Raw genomic sequence first — 16,316 nt, forward strand, 5'->3', positions numbered from 1 at the left:
AAACGGTTCCGGGCAGAACCATTTAGGGGGCACCATGACGGGCATGTCCATGCGCTGGGCCGATGACCATCTGCGCCACTATGCCCAGCTGCTCGAACAGGTGAACCGGGAAACCCCGGTGGTCCTGCCGCGCATCGTCAACCAGGTGGGCAACCGGGCCAAGACCATCGTCATCCGGACGCTAACCGCGCAGACCGGCCTGCCGCGCAAGACCATCGTCGCTGCTGTCGGCAATCCGGCCACGGCGCGGGCCAATGGGCGTCTGTCCTATGAAATGACCACGCGGGGCGGCTTCATCCGCCTCAAGTACCTGCGGCCTCGCGAGACGCGGCCGGGCGTGGTGGCGCGGCCCTTCGGGCAGGCAAAGCTCTTCCCTGGGGCGTTCATGAGGGGCGGCCGCTTCCCCAAACGCGTGGGGGTGCCTGCCTTCGGCGGGCACGTCATGCAACGCCTGGATCGTGCCGGCCGCCACCTGACACAGGTGCGCTCGCTGGTGCGCATCCCGCATGAAATGACGGTCGGCGCCACGCGCCAGGCCTTCGAGCGCACCGCCGCGCCCCTGCTGCGCCAGCGCGTCGAAGCCATGCTGATCAAGCGCTTCGGCCGCTGACCCACCCCCTCGGTTGGGTCCTTTCCCGCCCTCCGCTCGGCGCGGGTCGGCTGACTTGCGGGATTTTTCTAGTGCGCGGCATCGCAACAGGTACACGCTTCACACGTGTTGCACGTGTGCTTGCACGGATAGGCACACGCAATGGAAGAATGGATCTCCATCACGGAAGCTGCTCGGCGGTTGACGGCTGGTGGCGACGTTGTCGATCGGTCGACGCTGTCGCGATATGTGAGCCAGCATGCCGAGGCGCTGCCGACCAAGCGCGAGGGCAAGTCGAACCTGGTCGAGTTCGCCACGCTGCTGCAGCATCGATCTGAGAATATCCGCCTGACGCGGCGCCCGGTTGAGCCGGAGCTGCCCGTTGTGGGGGATGGGCCGCGTCCGCCGACGCAAATCAGTGCGGCGGCGCGTGACAAAGAGGCGTCGGCGGCGCTGCGCGAGCTGGAGCTTGCGCGCGAGCTGCGCCAGATCACCAGCGTGCGCGAAGTCGCGGACGCGGCCCAAACTGCAATCGTCATGATGCGCAATGCCTTCGAGCGCTCGGTGGACACCGAGGCGGCCTCGCTGGCGCTGCGGCATGGCTGGGATGAACGCAAGGCGCGCCTGGCGCTCAAGGACTTCGTGCAAACCGGCGTGGAAGTGTTTCACCGCGAAATGCTCGATCGCCTCGACGCCTTGAGCCGAGCAAAGGATGCGGGCGAGCCCTATCACGAAGAAACGGCAACGCTGCAATGAGCCTTCACTTTTCGCTGCGCGACACGTTCCCCACGCTGCCGCGCGGCGAAGCCGTGCTGTTCGCCGCCCTGGCCAAGGCCAGCCAGCCCGTCGAAAATCTGACGATTACCGAGCATGCCGAACGCTATCGCGTCGTCTCGGCGGAATCGGGATCGCCCTGGCCTGGGCCATTTCGCATCAGCCGCACGCCGTATCTGCGCGAGCCGCAGGATTGCCTGCATCCTGATCACCCGGCTCGCCGCGTGACCGCGCGCTGGGCGGCGCAGCTCGCGAAGTCGACGGCCATTGAGAACTGGTTCTGCTACATCGTCGACCATGCACCGGGCTCGATGATGATCGTGCTGCCGACCTTGGAAGAGGCCACGAAGTTCAACCGTGTCAAACTGCAGCCGACCATTGAGGCCTCGCCACGGATCCAGCACAAAGTGCGGCCGGTGAGCAGCCGAGACGAGCAAGGTTCGACGACGGCCTTCAAGCGCTATGCCGGTGGCTTCTGCCAGATCGTCAATGCAGGTTCTTCCAAGGGCCTGCAGATGGTTTCGATCAAGTATCTGGCCATGGACGAAGTGACGGGCTATCCGCGCGATGTCGATGGGCGTGGCAGTCCGCGCGACCAGGGCGCGCGCGTCAGAAAATGTATGGCGACCTGGCGAAGGAATGGGAAGGCTCGACGCCTGGTGAGGTCGGCGAATGTGCCATCACCGAGGATTACGAGGCCGGCGACCGGCGCGAATATTACGTGCCCTGCCCGCATTGCGGTGATTTCCACCCGCTGCGCTTCGAGCAGATGCGTGGCCCCGATGTCGCGCTTGACCTGCCGGTGCATATGCGGTGCCTGAGCTGCGACGGTGTGATGCTCGATGGGCATAAACCGGACATGATGGCGGGCGGTCACTGGATCGCCACGCGTGTCGATGACGATGCGGCAGAAAAGGTTCCTGCCGTCATCAAGCCCGCCGATCTTGAAAAATGGCGCTGCCCTCCTTGCGAGGGCCGGTGCCGGGACTGGCAGCCCAGTTATCACTTGTGGGCGGCTTATGCGCCCCGCGAGCGCTGGGCCGAGATATGGGATCGCTGGGAGAAGGCCCAGGGCGACACGACCAAGCTGCGCACGTTTTCGCAGCAGGATCTGGCGCAGCCATACGATCCGGGCGGCGAGGCCGTCGATTGGGAGAAGATCGTCGAGGCAGCACGCAAGGTTCGCTATGTGCGCAATGTCGTGCCGGCCGATGCCGGGCTGATCGTGTCGGCCGCCGACGTGCAGAGCTATGGCATCAAGTGGGCGGCCTGGGCGATCGGGCCGCGCGACCAGATGTATCTGCTCGACAAGGAAGTGTTCGAGGGAGCGCCGGATCAGTCCGATGAGCCCTGGATTGCCCTCGCCGACGCGCTTGAGCGCAAGTATCAGGCGGGGAGCGGGGAGCGCGGGATAGACCTTTCTGGCGTTGACTCCGGTTATGCCACCGATCGCGTCTATCTGTTCACGCGCGCCCGCCCTGGCGTGTTCGCCCTGGACGGCCGGCCACGCAAGGCCGGCGCATCCTGGCTGGGCAGCCCGACCAAGCAGAAGGTCAAGGATCAGCGTGGCCGTGTCATCGCCAAGGCCCTGCTCTATCCGGTCTATGGCCATGACATCAAAACTTCGGTCATGGCTGGCCTGGCCAACCTGGTACAGGGCCAGAGCGAGCTTGGGCAGTGGCCACGCAACACGCTGCACCTGCTGCCTGAGCTGGCAGACGAAGCCTTCATCAAGGAACTGACGGCCGAACGGCTGGTCGACCCCGAGGAAGAAGCCCGCAACTCGGTATCGCGCCGTGCTCGCCACCTGATCAATCCGCACGCCCCGCGCGAGTGGAAGCGGATCATTGGCAGGCAGAATGACTGGCTCGACGTGGCGGTCTACGCCAAGGCCCTGGCCTGGTCGCTGCAGGCGCGCATGCGTCTCGATGAGAAGAAATGGGCGGAACTGCTGCTGGCCGTACATGGCCAGATGGAAACCCCCGATCTGTTCAACGCCAACAATGGCCCGTTCGAACCGCAGCAGGTCGAGGCGCCGGCGTCAAAGCCTGCCATCGCGAAAAGCGACTGGCTCTAGAGGAAATCGACCCATGACGATCGAGGAACAGATCGCTGCCCTTGAGGAAGCGATCGGCAGCGGTGTGCGCCGCGTTGTGACCCAGTCCAACGGGGTGCGCACCGAAATCGAGTATCAGTCGCTGGACGCCATGCAGGATGCCCTCGCCAATCTCAAGGCGAGGCAGAGCAGGACGCCGCGCACCATCCTGGCGGGGTTCTGATGGTCAAGCTCAACATGCTCGATCGCGCCATCAGCTACGTTGCACCAGCCCGTGCCGTCAAACGCGTGGCCCGCCGCGCGATGATGGAAGAGCTGCAGCGTAGCTATACCGGCGCCGATCGCGGCCGATTCCGTGGCAACTGGCACACCAGGGCGACCTCGGCCGATGCCGAAATCGCCGCAGGGGGCCAACTGCTGCGCGACCGCATGCGCGACCTGGTGCGCAATAATACGCTCGCCGCCAACGCGGTCGCCCTGCTGGTGATCCATGCGGTGGGCGACGGCATCGTGCCGGTCTTCACCGACCACAAGGTCAAGGATGCTTTCGAGCGCTGGGCCAAGGGGGTCAATTTCTTCGGCGTCCAGGCCCTGGCCGTTCGCGAAATGATCGAGGGCGGCGACGGGCTGGTACGGCCCGAATGGATGAAGCTCGGCACGGCCGAGGTGCCGCTGCAGCTGCAGGTGCTCGAGGCCGACCAGATCGACAGCCGCAAGGATGCCAGCTTCGGCGGCGCCAGCAGGAATGCGATACAGGGCGTCGAAGTCGAGAAAGGCCGGGCCACGGGCTATTGGCTGTTCGACGATCACCCCGGCAGCAAGCTGCTGGGCGGTATGGGGGCGTTGACGTCAACGCTGGTTCCGGCCAGCGAGGTTGCCCATGTCTTCGAGCGGCAGCGCACGCAGGTGCGTGGCGTGCCGTGGGGCACGCCGGCAATCGGCAATCTGCACGATCTTGAGGAATACAAGGTCGCCGAGCGGATGCGAAAGCGGCTCGAGGCGTGTCTTGTCGGCATCATGACTGGTGGCGAAGCCGATGATATGATCGGTCTCGCCGCAGCGCCGGGGCAGGATCCCGGCATCTATGACGTTCACGGCCATCGGGTCGAGAAATTCGCGCCGGGCATGTTCTACAACGCGGTCGGCGGGCGGGACGTCAAGTTTACCCAGCCAGCGGCCACGGGCGATTATCCCACCTATGTCCAGGCCGAAGAACATGCGATCGCCGCGGGCTTCCGGATGCCGCATTTCATCCTGACCGGTCGCCTCGACCAGGTGAACTATTCGTCGAGCAAGGTCGGGATCGAGGTTTTCAAACGCGAGATCTCACAGCTGCAATGGCTGTCGATCATCCCGATGCTGTGCGAGCCGATGATCGGCTGGTTCCTCAAGGCCGCCTATCTGGCCGGCGCCATCGACAGCCCCGTTGCCAGTTATACCTGGGTGCCGCCCCGGTTCTACTCGGCCGACCCGATGAAGGATCTCAACGCCCAGAAGGGCGAGGTTCGGGCCGGCTTCAAGTCATGGTCCGCCGCCGTCGCCGAGCGTGGCGAGGATCCGGACGCCACTGCCCAGGAGATCGCCAAAGACAACAAGCGGTTCGATGACCTCGGCCTGGTGCTGGACATCGATGGCCGCGTGATGTCGTCGGCCGGGCAGTTGCAGAAGGTGCCGCAGCCGGCGAATTCGAACGCAAAGGAAAACGAGGAATGAGCCTCACATCACTGCCAATGCAGGTGCGGGCACTGGCCAGCACCAATCTGGTCGATCCGGACAAGCGGACGGTGGAAGTGGTTTTCGCGACCGAGACGCCGGTTCGTCGTCGCCGGTACGAGGGCTGGGATCGCGTCGTTGATTTCGAGGAGATCCTGACCATCAGCAAGTCGGCGATCGACTTCACCCGGCTTAATGCCGGCGCCCCGGTTCTCGACAGCCATATGCGCTATTCGACGGCTGCCCAGGTCGGTGTTGTCGACAAGGCATGGATCGATGGCCATGAGGCGCGCGCCTTGGTTCGGTTCGCCGGCGCTGGGGTGGATGAGGCCGCCGACCGACTGTTCGCGCTGATCGCCGAGGGGATCGTGCGGAATACGTCGGTTGGCTACACGCTGCAGAAGATCAGGATCATCGAACCGGAAAAACGCGGTGACCTGCAGAAGGTGATCGCGCAGCGCTGGACACCCTCGGAGATCTCTTTTGTCACGGTCCCCGCCGACCCCCGCTCCGGCGTGCGTGCCGAGGACGGCAAGCAGCTCTTTGATGTCGAGCTGGAAGACAGCAGCGCAGCAGCGGCAGTCGCCCGCATGCGCATGCGCCAGGCGCAGCAGCAGCTCGCCTGACGCCCCTCCTACCGCCTGCGCCTCGGGGCAGCAGGGCGCCGGTCAAAAGCCCCGAAACCTCAAAATGGAGTTGGCTATGAAACGCCCCCTGTTCCTGGCGGTAGGCCTGATGCTGGCCGTCGCCCTCGTCTCTGCAATCACCTGGTTGCCCGATGCCATCAATGCCGCCCAGCATGTCGCCGCGGCCGGGCATGTGTTCAATGACCTGTTCGCCAACGCACCGCACGCCCTGGCGTTCACGCCGCTGGCGGTGCTGCGCACGAACCTCAAGGATCTGCAGGCGCAGGCGACGGCCAAGATCAAGGAAGCCCAGGCCGATGGCCTGGATGCCGAGAGTGTGCGGACGATCGAAAACGATCACGAAACCCTGCTCGGCCAGATCCGCGCGCTCACCATGGAGATCCGCCAGCGTGAAGCTGCGGGCGAGGCCGAAGACGGCGATACTGATCCGGTGGATCCGCCCGTCGATGCTGATGCGGCACGCGCCGCTGAAACGAGCCGTGTGACCACGATCATGGATCTGGCCTCCCGCGCCGGCCATCCCGACCTTGCCCGGCAGGCGATTACCGATCGTGTCACCGTCGACGCCTTCCGCGCGCAGATGTTCGACCAGTTGGTCGGCCGCCAGGCACCCATTGACGGCACTGCCCGTGTGCAGCTCGGCAATGATGCGAACGAGACCACCCGCGCCGCCATGGTCGAGGCGCTGTCGTACGGGCTGGGCGTTCGCGTTCCCGAAGCCGGTCCGTCCGAAGCGGCGCGCCAGTTCATGGGGCGCGGCGTCATCGACCTGGCTGCCGAGAGCATCAACTATCGCGGCGGCCGGGTGCTCAATGCGCGCCAGATCGATGATATCCTGACGCGCGCATCGCATTCGACGTCGGACTTTCCGGCGATCTTCGAAAACGCGCTCAACCGCACGCTCGAAGGCCGCTACGCCCTGGCGCAGCCGACCTTCAAGCCCTTTACCCGGCAGCGCAATTATCGCGACTTCCGCCCGCATACCTCGGTGAGCGTCGGCGATTTCCCGATGCTGCAGAAGGTGCTCGAAACCGGCGAGATCAAGGCCGGCACCTTCGGGGAAGGCAAGGAAACCACCCAGGCATTCAGCTACGCGCGGCGTATCCAGATCACCCGCCAGATGCTGATCAACGATGACCTGGGGGCGATCGCGGACCTGCTGTCGAGCTATGGCGGCACGGTGGCCCTGTTCGAAGAGATCACGTTCTATTCGCTGGCCTTCAATGCCAAGCTGGCCGACGGCAAGACTGTGTTCCATGCCGATCACAATAACCTGGCCGGTGCCGGCACGGTGATCGACGTCGACAATATCGGCAAGGGCCGCGCGGCCATGGGCAAGCAGACGTCGAAAGACGGCAATCCGCTGCTTGCCAATAGCCCGCGTTTCCTGCTCACCGGCCCGGACAAATCGACCGAGGCGGAAAAGCTGCTGGCCACGATCACGCCGGCGACGGCGAGCAACGTAAACCCGTTCTCGGGCAAGCTGGTGCCGATCGAGACCAGCCAGATCTCGGGCAATCCCTGGTATCTGCTCGGGGCGCCCGACATGGGCAGCAACTGGCGCTGGGGATATCTGGAAGGCTACGAGGCGCCGCGCGTGCGCATGGAAGAGCCCTTCGGCACCCAGGGGTTCGGCATGTCCGTCGAGCACGACTTCGGCTGCGGCGCAGTCGATTCCCGCTTCGGCTGGAAGAATCCGGGCGCGTAACCACTCGCTGCCTGACGGCCGGCCGCGCCTGTTGGGGGCGCGGCCGGTTGAGCCCTCCCGTCATTCACAGATCCAAGGGGATCACAAATGAAGAACTTCCTTTCGAGCGGTGCCACCATCACCCTCACTTCGGCCGGCGCCAAGGCATCCGGCACTCCCTATGTCGCCGGCGACCTGGTTGGCATTGCCGGCCATAGCGCGCTCACCAATGAGCCGGTGGTACTCCATCTGATCGGCGAATTCGAGTTGCCGAAAAAGACCGCTGAAGCCTGGGCAATTGGTGCCACCCTGTACTGGGATCCGGCAACATCGGTGTGCACCACGACAGCCGGCGAACTCAAGAAAATCGGCAACGCCTCTGTCGCCGCGCTCGCCGCCGATACTGCCGGCATCGTTCGCCTGTCGAACTAAGCGCCATGGCGAACTGGCGGAACCTGACAGGGATGGCGACCCACACGGCCGACCGACTGTTCGGCGAGCCGGTTCGCCTGTCGTTTTTCAAGGGCGGGGCGGTCGATCCCAATCGGCCGGTTGCCGATATCCGCGCCCAGTTGCATCTGCCTGGCGAAACCGATGTGACGCCGGCGCGCAGCAATTCGTCGTTCACCACCCAGGTGATGGGCGGCACGGGTCTGCTGATCATTCAGAAGTCGATCTTTAGCGGTGAGTTGCTGCAGGGCGACAAGGTTCGCGCCGATGCGCGAGAAGGCCAGCCGTGGCTCGAAATCCTGGCGGTCGACGTTCGGGACGCCAACCAGATCGTCGCCCAGATCTCCATCGCGGCCAGGGCGAGCCCTGCCACCTAGTTTTCGAGGTTGCCATGCTGTCACGGATTGCCCTGCGAGTTGTCGTGCAGGAGGCGCTGCGCGGCGCCACGCTGGCCGGGGCAAATGTGCTCGACAGTCAGTTCACCGCCCTCGACCTCGATGCCGATGGCGCGTTGCGCACCGATCAGGATCGCCCGTTCGTTTCGGTCTATACCGATGATGGCCGAGGCGGCGCCGGCAATGGCTTCATGTCGCTGTTTGGGGACGGCACGGTGCAGCTGGTGATCGAGGCCGGCATATCGGCAGCGATGCTGGAACGGGACTCCGAAACCGGCGCGACGGTCATTGTCGGCTTAGGCCTGCCCGATACCGATGCCAATATGGAGCTGACGCTGGATCTCATGATGCGGCAGGTGGCCGACCGGCTGACCGATCCGGGCAATGCCTGGGCGGATCTTGCGCGCGAACTGCTCGGCGAAGTGACCAGCATCGAACGCTCGCGCATCGGCCAGAAGCAGAATGGCACGCGCGTCGCAGCGCAAGAATTGCGCATCACCGGTGGGTTGCTGGCCGACCCGGTGAAGGGTGCAGATCTCGCCGGCTCGACCTATGCCAAGTTTCTGGCTGCACTGGCAGCCAGTTCCGACAGCAGGCTGCAGAAGCTCAAGATCGCGTTCGAAACGGCCCTGGCTGGCACCGCCGTCGATTGGGAGCTGGTGCAACGCGAACTGGGGCTGACCGATGGCCAGTCGATAGCGCTCGGCGGGCGCCCGCTTGCCACGGCAGACGGGGATGACCCGGCGAGCTTCGAATCCGTCACGATCGAGGTTGACCCATCATGATCTCGGAAATCATCGCGCAGCGCGCCGATATCGAACAGCTCAAGATGCTGTTTGGCCGGGCGCTGCGGGTTGGCCCGGTGGCTGTGGTCGATCCTGAGAAAGGCTTCAGGATCAAGCTCGGCGATGGCGCTGACGGGCAACCCTATCTGTCGCCCTTCTATCCGCATCCGGAATCGGGCGGCGCAACTTCGACCTGGGCGCCACTGAGCGAAGGGCAGATCGTCGGGGTCATCAATCCCGGTGGCGATCCTCGGCGCGGCGTGCTGCTGCGCGGGGGCTTTTCGGATGCCAATCCGCCACCGAGCCAGAGCCTTGACGAGAACGTGCTGCGGTTCGGCCAGGTAAAGCTCACCATCGGCAAGGACGGCGCCCTGACGATCGACGCGGCGACCAACGTCCTGGTCAATGCGCCTCGGATCGAATTGGGCGGCGCAGGCGGGCCAAAGGTCGCGCGCATCGGCGACCATGTGCTTGTCGGGCACGGTTCCTCGGCCGGCATGCATCCGATCGTTGAAGGGTCGGACGTCGTTTCCGCAATCTAGGGACAGGGACAGATGAAAAAGCTCTACCTGGTGGCGCCCGGCGTCACCACGATCAATGGCGCCCCGGTGCCGGGCAATCGCCGTATGTCGCTTACGGAGGCCGAGGCTCGGTATGACCTCGCCCATGGGCGGCTGTCGCTGGCACCGGCGCGCAGGCCTCGGGCCAAGGATCCGAAATGAGTGGGATCGATCGGCACACCGGCAAACTGGTCGACGGATATGCGTCGGCGCTGCAGTCGGTCGAGGTCATCTTTTCCACTCGCATCGGCGAACGGGTCATGCGGCGCCATTTCGGGGCGGGCCTGGCAGAACTGCTCGGCCGCGCCACGACACCGGCACTGTTCGCCGCGTGGAAAACGCTGATCGCGGTCGGCATCGATCTCTGGGAGCCGCGCCTGCGGGTGCGTGCCGTTCTGGTTTCGGCATCGCCCGATCAATTGCGGCTGGGCACTGCCGGCATTGATGTGCTGGTCGACTGGCGCCCTCGGGCGCTGCTCGGCGACTTCTCTGTGACAGGCACGCGCAACTTCACCATCCGCATGGGGGAGCGCGTCACGATTCAATAAGGGGCTGTCTATGTCCGAGCTTCCCGCCGAACTGGCAAACCTGCCGGCGCCGACAATCGTCGAAGAGATCAGTTTCGAAGCACGGTATGCGGACCTTCGTGCCAAGCTGGTCGAGCTGTTCCAGGCGGCGGGCGTCGATTACGACGTCGAAGCGCTGGAAACAGATCCCGCGCAGATCCTGTTGCAGGTTGCCGGTTATGGCGACCTGCTGCTGCGCCAGCGGATCAATGAAGCGATCCGGTCATGGTTCCTGGCCTATGCCACCGGTGGCGACCTCGACGTGCTGGCGCAATGGTACGACGTCGCGCGGCTGTTCGGCGAGACGGATGACGCTTTGCGGCGCCGGGTCGTGCTGGCTATTCAGGGACGATCCCCAGGCGGCACCGAAGCGCGCTATCGCAGTATCGCCCTGGGCGCCAATGTGCGTGTCGCCGATGCCTCGGTCTATACCGACGGCCGCGACCCCACGATCCACGTGGCGGTGTTTGCCGCTGACAATGGCGGGGTGGCCGATGCTGGCCTGCTCGCGGCTGTAGACGCCGCGCTGCAGGCGCCTGATGTGCGCATGGTCAACGATACGATCGTGGTCGCGAGTGCTGCCCAGCAGGTTACGGGCATAGCGGCCAATGTCTGGCTGCTGCCGCAGGCGGCCGAAAGCGTTTTGCAGCGAATGCAAGCCAGCCTCGCGGCGGCCTGGAAACGCGACATGCTGCTGGGTCGCGACCTTTCGCGCAGCTGGCTGCTCGCACAATTGCAGGTCGACGGCGTGCAGCGGGTAGAGCTGACGTCGCCGGCCGTGGATATCGCCATACCCTTCAACAAGGCTGCCGGTCTCGGCGCCATCAACCTGACCAAGATGGGCCGGGCTTACTGACATGACCAGCGAACTGCTGCCGACCAATTCGACGCCATGGGAGCGGGCCGTGGCCGACGCCATGGCGATTCCCGAACTTGTGCATGACAGCATCGGCGCCATGCGCCGCGTGAAGTATGTTTCGCCGCGTCCGGCCATGCTGCCGTTCCTGGTGTACGAATATGGCCTGGGCGAGCTGACGCCCTATGTGCCGAACCTCTATGACCTGATCGACCAGGGCGTGCGCTGGCAGCGCATCCGGGGCACGGTGAGCGCCGTTGCCATCGGCCTGGCGTGGATCGGGTATAGCGCCGAGATCGAGCCGGCATGGACGGGTCGCCGCTGGTGGAATTCGTTCCAGCTCCGGTTCCCCGACCTGCCGGTGGCGGATAATCCGGACCTTGAGCGGATCGAAGGCATTACCGGCCTTTCGGTGCCGAAGCGCTCGCAGTTGCGCCGTGGCGTGCATCAATATGATGTCGGCCCGCTCGAGGCCGATCACTCGATGCTTGACGGGTCGATGCTCGACCATGAGAGCGGTATTGCCGTTACGCCGGCCGGCACGATCTGGTCATTCGGGCGCACGCATGAGTTTTCGCATGTGCTGGCCGAGGATGAAGGCCGGGCCATTGGCAATTGGATGCTCCAGCCGGGCGATATCTCGGCTGAGTGGAACTTCCTCGCCGGCACGGCGGCGGTCGATGGCGAGCCCGTCGACCTGGCGACCGTCCTGACAGTCGATCGCGCCAGCGCGGCCCTCGCCGCCAATGCAGCGGGTGAATGGCTGGAATTCGCCGCCGATGAAACCCGCCTGACCGACCTCGGCCTGACGATCGAGCCGGCCGGCACGAACTACATTCGCAACAACACGTTTCAGGGGCAGGTTGGAACCGGCCTGCCGACCTTTTGGCAGGTTGCCAACAATGTCGGCCTGACGACGGAGGTGCTGGGCACTGGCGTCAAGAATGGCCTGCCCTACATCAGGGTGCGTATCTACGGCACGCCCAGCGCCAGGCAATATCTGCTGGCCTTCGATACCCCCACAGGCATCCCGGCCGAGACCGGGCAGACGTGGACGCTCAGCATCTTTGCCGAAGTGGTGGATGCCACGCATCCGCCTCCCGATGGCTATGCCCTGCGGTTTCGCGAGCATGCCGGCGCCACGCAGTTGGCGAATGTCAATTCGACCATCTTCCCCGGCGCATGGGGGCGGCACAGCTTCACCCGCACTTTGGTTCCCGAGGGCATCGTCAGCGTTCGCACCGGCCTTTGCCTTGTGTGCACGATCGGCGTCGACGTCGATGTGACAATCGACATTGCGGCGCCGCAGATGGAGCTTGCCGAGGCGGCTGCCTCGCCCATTCTGACCAATCTTGCGGTTGGAACGCGGGCGGCTGAGACGGCTTCATTGCTGTTGCCAGCCGGTCGGCACGATGTCTCGCTGACCTTCGATGACGATACCGTTGTCGAAGTTGGGGCAGATGAAGGCGGCACGTTCGCGCTGCCTGCCGATCTCTATCGGTCAGTGGTGAAATCGGCCGCGGCGATGGTCGCCGGGGGCGGTCTGGTATGGGCCGAGCTGGATGTGCTGTGGGTCGATCTCAACGTGCCCTGGGCCGACGATCCGGCCGGGCAGCGCCGGTCGGTGCTGGCTGGCTGGTTCACCGGCAAGCCGATCTATATCCGCCTGGCCAACGAAGCTGGCGTGATCGGCTATCGCCGGTGCCGGGCGGTGCATCCGGTCGCCGCGCATATCGATGGCGCCTATGTCGTGGATGCCGAGCCCTATCAGCCCAAGGCGGGCGCTGGGGAATTGTATCTCGAGGCCCTGACGCAGTTCGACGATGCCGACGCATCGCTCTGCACGTCGCTGGCCATTCTGGTCAATGGCGATCTTGCCGAGGGTGTCGCGCCGGGCCGGCTATGGCTGGCGCCCGATGAAGTGACGGGCGGCGAGGTAATCGCCGCCAAGGACGTTTCCATTCCGCTCCGCCGCACGGTGCGCGAGCAGATCAAAATCCTCATGAGGTTCTGATGTACGAGCATGAAAGCGGCCTGCCCGCTGCCTTCGATCGCGCACGCGGTGTGCAGGAACAGCAGGCGGTCGTTTTTTATGGCGAGCGCGCCCTGATCCAGGGCGCAGAGCTGAACGACATGCAGTCCGTCATTCGCGGCCGTCATGACCGCCTCGGCCGGCTGATCGCCAAGGATGGCGATCGCACCGAGGGCGCCATGGCCGTCGTCGATATGGACGCGGAAACCGTGACGCTGACCGCTGGCAAAATCTTCGTGGCCGGCGATGAGTTTCCGGTTGCCGAGAGGGTCATTGCCGACGTTGCCATGACCGGCACCGTTTCGATCGGCGTGCGCCTCATCCGCGAGTGGATCACGGCCGATGACGATCCGTCGCTGCGCGGGCTTGTGCCCGGCTCGCTGGCCGAGGGGGAGAATGGCGCTGCACGCGAAGTGGCGCATATCGCCTGGGCGCTGGCGGACGACGGCGCGGAAGGGGAATTCCATCAGGTCTACCTCTTGCAGGACGGCACGATCATCGACCAGACGCCGCCGCCGATGCTCAACGGCATCCAGCAGGCCATTGCCATCTATGATCGGCCCCATGGGCATTACATCGTCAGCGGCAATCGCGTGACGGCCCTCGGCCCCTCGGCCGGCAAGCAGCATTTCTCGATCGAGGAAGGCGAGGCCAATATCAGCGGCTTCAAGAATGTCCGCTTCGCCGCGCTGCGCATTGCCGAAACCGAAGATTGGGACGTTGCGGCTGTGCCGGGCGAAACCCACACCTATGCCGGCGACGTGAGCCAGACGGTCACGACGGACTTCGCCCCGATCGACCAGATCACCTCGATCCTGCTGACCAAGGAAAAGACGGTCTCGGTGACGCGCGGCGTGCTGACCAATGGCATTGACGGTCTGCCCGATAGCTCGGTGATCGAGATCATCGAGGTTACGCAAGGCGGCACGACCTATGATGAAAATGCCGACTATGTCCGCACCGGCAACGGCGTGGATTGGGCTCCGACAGGGGCCGAGCCGCTGGGCGGATCGAGCTATTCGGTCAAATATCGGTATCGCGCCAGCGTGACGGCGGACGCCTTTGACGACGACAGCATCACGGTCTCGGGCGGGGCGACGGGCGGCGATATCATCATCGCCTACACCTATAAGCTGCCCCGCATCGATATCATCGGCCTGCTGCCGAGCGGCGCGCCGGCCTATATCTATGGCGTGTCGGCCATCACCAACCCCGTGATGCCGGTTCCCCCGGCCGATGTGCTGCCGCTCTGCGAGGTTCACAACAACTGGACCGGCGTGCCGGCAATTGTCGTCGATGGGGAGCGCACGGGCGTTCGTATGCCGACCTGGGCCGAAGTCCGGCGCTGGTTCAATCTGGTCGAGGATCAGTCGCGCCTTATCCAGTTGGAGCGCCTGCGCAGCGAGGTGGATCGGCGCGACCCTACGGCCAAAAAGAATATGTTCGTCGATCCATTCGAGACGGACTATTACCGCGACCAGGGCGAGGCGCAGACGGCGGCGGTCGGCAATAGGCTGATGCAGTTGGCGATCGAGCCGACCTTCTACGACACGGACCTGACCGCCGCGGTGACGCTCGATTGGGTCGAAGACGTGCTGGTCGAGCAGGCACTCAAGACCGGTTGCGAGAAGATCAATCCGTACCAGAACTTTATTCCGATGGCCGGCAAGCTGACGCTGACGCCGGCAGCGGATTTCTGGACGGAGCGCGATACGCAGTGGACCTCGCCGGCCACGCTGGAATTCCAGCGTGGCATCAACTGGTCGGGCGCCCGCGTCACCGAGGAAACGACCGTCAGCAAGGTCGGGCAGCGCAATGACGAACTGCCCTTCCTGCGCCAGCGAGACGTAGCCTTCACCATTGCCGGCTTCTTCACCGATGAAGTGCTGGACGAGCTGACGTTTGATGGCCTCGACGTGCTGCCTGGCGGGCTCGCTCCCGCCGATGCCAATGGCGAGATCAGCGGGACGTTCACTATCCCCCCAATGTTCCGGCCGGCACCAAGAAGGTGCTCGCCACCGGGCAGGGCGGGACCGTGGCCGAAGCGCTGTTCACCGGGCAGGGCACGCTCACCATCGATTTGATGCGGCGCACCACGACCATCAATCGCTGGTCGGAGCCGCCGCGCCAATCCTCGGGTGGCGGCGGCAGCGAAGGCATGTTCTCCTTCCAGACCAGCTCGGACCCGCAGGCGCAAATCTTCCTGCTGCCGGCAACGCGCCAACTGGTGGGGGTGGACTTCCACCTTTGCCACATCGGCGATGAGAGCAATCACATCCTGATCCATCAGGTCGGGGTCGATACGGGCATGCCAACCACGCGGCTCGAAGCCGAGGCGTTCGTGTCGATGGTGGGCGCCGTCACCGGCTGGAAGTCGGGGCGCTACGATCTGCCGGTGACGACGGGCAATGATCGCGATCATGCCTTCGTCATCAAGACGGACGATGGGGATCACTCGATCTCGCTGGCCGCGCTGGGGGGCTTCGACGCCACCCTGCAAAAGCCGGTGACCTCGCATCCCTATCCCATTGGCCCGCGCCTTTCGTCGGTCAATGCCCGGACATGGACAGCCCATCAGAACGAAGCGCTGACCTTCCGGCTGGTTGCGGCCCGCTATCCGGTCACCACCAAGACGGTGGCGCTGGGGTCATTCGACCTAGTTGATTGCAGCGATATGCAGGTGCGGGCGGCGGTCGAATTGCCAAGCGCGGCCTGCTCTGTCGTCTTCGAGATCGAGCGGCCGGGCGGGACGATCTATCGGCTGTTGCCCTATCAGGTGTTGCAGCTCGGCGAGTATCTGACCGAGACGGTCGCGCTGCGCGCGATCCTGACCGGGACCGAGCATCTGTCGCCGATCCTCTATGCGCCCGTCGAATTCATCGCCGGGGAGATCGCGACCGAGGCGACCTATGTCAGCCGGGCGTTCGACTTTTCGACGGCCGACAGCATATCGGCCTATCTCAAGCTCTCGCTGCCTGGCGGCTCGACCGCTGCCGTGCAGTACGACCTTGCCGATGACGATTGGACGGAACTGCCGCTGCACGCGACGGAGATTTCGCCCGATCCGGCATGGGTCGAGCGCAACTACCGGGCCGACAGCCTCTCGGCCAGCCTCATGCGCCTCAAGATAACCCTGACGGGCGGGCCTGGCGCCCGGCCGCTCGCGGCTGATCTTGGCGCGGCCATGAAATAGAAAGGGAAGCGGA

The 16,316-nt window shown here is 64.7% G+C and carries 15 protein-coding genes and 2 pseudogenes; all 17 read left to right on the forward strand.

Annotated elements, in window-relative coordinates:
* Positions 1–34: 34 nt before the first annotated feature.
* A complete protein-coding gene (locus NVV79_RS12850) occupies positions 35–610 on the forward strand; it encodes a hypothetical protein (protein WP_303990035.1) in 576 nt (191 codons plus the stop codon).
* A gap of 141 nt (positions 611–751) precedes the next feature.
* Positions 752–1,345 (forward strand): hypothetical protein, encoded by a 594-nt coding sequence (locus NVV79_RS12855; protein WP_303990038.1) that lies wholly within the window; start codon positions 752–754, stop codon positions 1,343–1,345.
* Positions 1,342–1,902: pseudogene (locus tag NVV79_RS12860) on the forward strand (phage terminase large subunit family protein); the annotation flags it as partial. The gene NVV79_RS12855 and the pseudogene NVV79_RS12860, both read left to right, overlap by 4 nt.
* Positions 1,903–1,979: 77 nt before the next feature.
* A complete protein-coding gene (locus NVV79_RS12865) occupies positions 1,980–3,440 on the forward strand; it encodes a terminase gpA endonuclease subunit (protein WP_303990040.1) in 1,461 nt (486 codons plus the stop codon).
* A gap of 13 nt (positions 3,441–3,453) precedes the next feature.
* Entirely contained in the window at positions 3,454–3,642 is a 189-nt protein-coding gene (locus NVV79_RS12870) for a phage head-tail joining protein (RefSeq protein ID WP_303990041.1), read from the forward strand.
* The gene (locus tag NVV79_RS12875) at positions 3,642–5,132 is read left to right on the forward strand and encodes a phage portal protein (RefSeq protein WP_303990042.1); all 1,491 of its coding nucleotides are present in this window, start codon (positions 3,642–3,644) and stop codon (positions 5,130–5,132) included. The genes NVV79_RS12870 and NVV79_RS12875 overlap by 1 nt, the downstream gene beginning before the upstream one ends.
* Positions 5,129–5,758, forward strand: a complete 630-nt coding sequence (locus tag NVV79_RS12880; RefSeq protein WP_303990045.1) for a hypothetical protein — start codon at positions 5,129–5,131, stop codon at positions 5,756–5,758. The genes NVV79_RS12875 and NVV79_RS12880 overlap by 4 nt, the downstream gene beginning before the upstream one ends.
* A gap of 76 nt (positions 5,759–5,834) precedes the next feature.
* Positions 5,835–7,487 carry a hypothetical protein gene (locus NVV79_RS12885; protein ID WP_303990047.1) on the forward strand — a complete coding sequence of 551 codons (1,653 nt, stop codon included), beginning with the start codon at positions 5,835–5,837 and terminating at the stop codon, positions 7,485–7,487.
* Between the two features lie 87 nt (positions 7,488–7,574).
* Positions 7,575–7,898: a DUF2190 family protein gene (locus NVV79_RS12890; RefSeq protein ID WP_303990049.1), complete on the forward strand. Its 324-nt coding sequence runs from the start codon at positions 7,575–7,577 to the stop codon at positions 7,896–7,898.
* A 32-nt stretch (positions 7,899–7,930) separates the two neighbouring features.
* The gene (locus tag NVV79_RS12895) at positions 7,931–8,293 is read left to right on the forward strand and encodes a hypothetical protein (RefSeq protein ID WP_303990052.1); all 363 of its coding nucleotides are present in this window, start codon (positions 7,931–7,933) and stop codon (positions 8,291–8,293) included.
* Positions 8,294–8,307: 14 nt separating this feature from the next.
* A complete protein-coding gene (locus NVV79_RS12900; RefSeq protein ID WP_303990054.1) occupies positions 8,308–9,096 on the forward strand; it encodes a hypothetical protein in 789 nt (262 codons plus the stop codon).
* Positions 9,093–9,638, forward strand: a complete 546-nt coding sequence (locus tag NVV79_RS12905) for a baseplate assembly protein (RefSeq protein WP_303990056.1) — start codon at positions 9,093–9,095, stop codon at positions 9,636–9,638. Before NVV79_RS12900 ends, NVV79_RS12905 begins: the two co-directional genes overlap by 4 nt.
* 12 nt (positions 9,639–9,650) lie before the next feature.
* Complete coding sequence (locus tag NVV79_RS12910) at positions 9,651–9,818, forward strand: hypothetical protein (RefSeq protein WP_303990058.1); 168 nt, start codon at positions 9,651–9,653, stop codon at positions 9,816–9,818.
* Positions 9,815–10,204 carry a GPW/gp25 family protein gene (locus NVV79_RS12915; RefSeq protein ID WP_303990059.1) on the forward strand — a complete coding sequence of 130 codons (390 nt, stop codon included), beginning with the start codon at positions 9,815–9,817 and terminating at the stop codon, positions 10,202–10,204. Before NVV79_RS12910 ends, NVV79_RS12915 begins: the two co-directional genes overlap by 4 nt.
* A gap of 10 nt (positions 10,205–10,214) precedes the next feature.
* On the forward strand, positions 10,215–11,078 hold the full coding sequence (locus tag NVV79_RS12920; protein ID WP_303990062.1) for a baseplate J/gp47 family protein: 864 nt from the start codon (positions 10,215–10,217) through the stop codon (positions 11,076–11,078).
* Between the two features lies 1 nt (position 11,079).
* Positions 11,080–13,092, forward strand: a complete 2,013-nt coding sequence (locus tag NVV79_RS12925; protein ID WP_303990065.1) for a phage tail protein — start codon at positions 11,080–11,082, stop codon at positions 13,090–13,092.
* Positions 13,092–16,303, forward strand: a pseudogene (locus NVV79_RS12930) (DUF4815 domain-containing protein). Before NVV79_RS12925 ends, NVV79_RS12930 begins: the two are co-directional and overlap by 1 nt.
* The last annotated feature ends 13 nt before the right edge of the window (positions 16,304–16,316 follow it).

Source organism: Devosia ginsengisoli (assembly GCF_024707105.1).
In the GTDB taxonomy this organism is placed as follows: domain Bacteria; phylum Pseudomonadota; class Alphaproteobacteria; order Rhizobiales; family Devosiaceae; genus Devosia; species Devosia ginsengisoli_A.

Excerpts from the sequence above, each read along its gene's own strand:
- NVV79_RS12900 (WP_303990054.1), top strand. The coding sequence starts at position 8,308 with ATGCTGTCACGGATTGCCCTGCGAGTTGTCGTGCAGGAGGCGCTGCGC.
- NVV79_RS12850 (WP_303990035.1), top strand. The coding sequence starts at position 35 with ATGACGGGCATGTCCATGCGCTGGGCCGATGACCATCTGCGCCACTAT.
- NVV79_RS12905 (WP_303990056.1), top strand. The coding sequence starts at position 9,093 with ATGATCTCGGAAATCATCGCGCAGCGCGCCGATATCGAACAGCTCAAG.
- NVV79_RS12875 (WP_303990042.1), top strand. The coding sequence starts at position 3,642 with ATGGTCAAGCTCAACATGCTCGATCGCGCCATCAGCTACGTTGCACCA.
- NVV79_RS12855 (WP_303990038.1), top strand. The coding sequence starts at position 752 with ATGGAAGAATGGATCTCCATCACGGAAGCTGCTCGGCGGTTGACGGCT.
- NVV79_RS12915 (WP_303990059.1), top strand. The coding sequence starts at position 9,815 with ATGAGTGGGATCGATCGGCACACCGGCAAACTGGTCGACGGATATGCG.
- NVV79_RS12925 (WP_303990065.1), top strand. The coding sequence starts at position 11,080 with ATGACCAGCGAACTGCTGCCGACCAATTCGACGCCATGGGAGCGGGCC.
- NVV79_RS12910 (WP_303990058.1), top strand. The coding sequence starts at position 9,651 with ATGAAAAAGCTCTACCTGGTGGCGCCCGGCGTCACCACGATCAATGGC.
- NVV79_RS12870 (WP_303990041.1), top strand. The coding sequence starts at position 3,454 with ATGACGATCGAGGAACAGATCGCTGCCCTTGAGGAAGCGATCGGCAGC.
- NVV79_RS12880 (WP_303990045.1), top strand. The coding sequence starts at position 5,129 with ATGAGCCTCACATCACTGCCAATGCAGGTGCGGGCACTGGCCAGCACC.
- NVV79_RS12895 (WP_303990052.1), top strand. The coding sequence starts at position 7,931 with ATGGCGACCCACACGGCCGACCGACTGTTCGGCGAGCCGGTTCGCCTG.
- NVV79_RS12865 (WP_303990040.1), top strand. The coding sequence starts at position 1,980 with ATGTATGGCGACCTGGCGAAGGAATGGGAAGGCTCGACGCCTGGTGAG.
- NVV79_RS12885 (WP_303990047.1), top strand. The coding sequence starts at position 5,835 with ATGAAACGCCCCCTGTTCCTGGCGGTAGGCCTGATGCTGGCCGTCGCC.
- NVV79_RS12890 (WP_303990049.1), top strand. The coding sequence starts at position 7,575 with ATGAAGAACTTCCTTTCGAGCGGTGCCACCATCACCCTCACTTCGGCC.
- NVV79_RS12920 (WP_303990062.1), top strand. The coding sequence starts at position 10,215 with ATGTCCGAGCTTCCCGCCGAACTGGCAAACCTGCCGGCGCCGACAATC.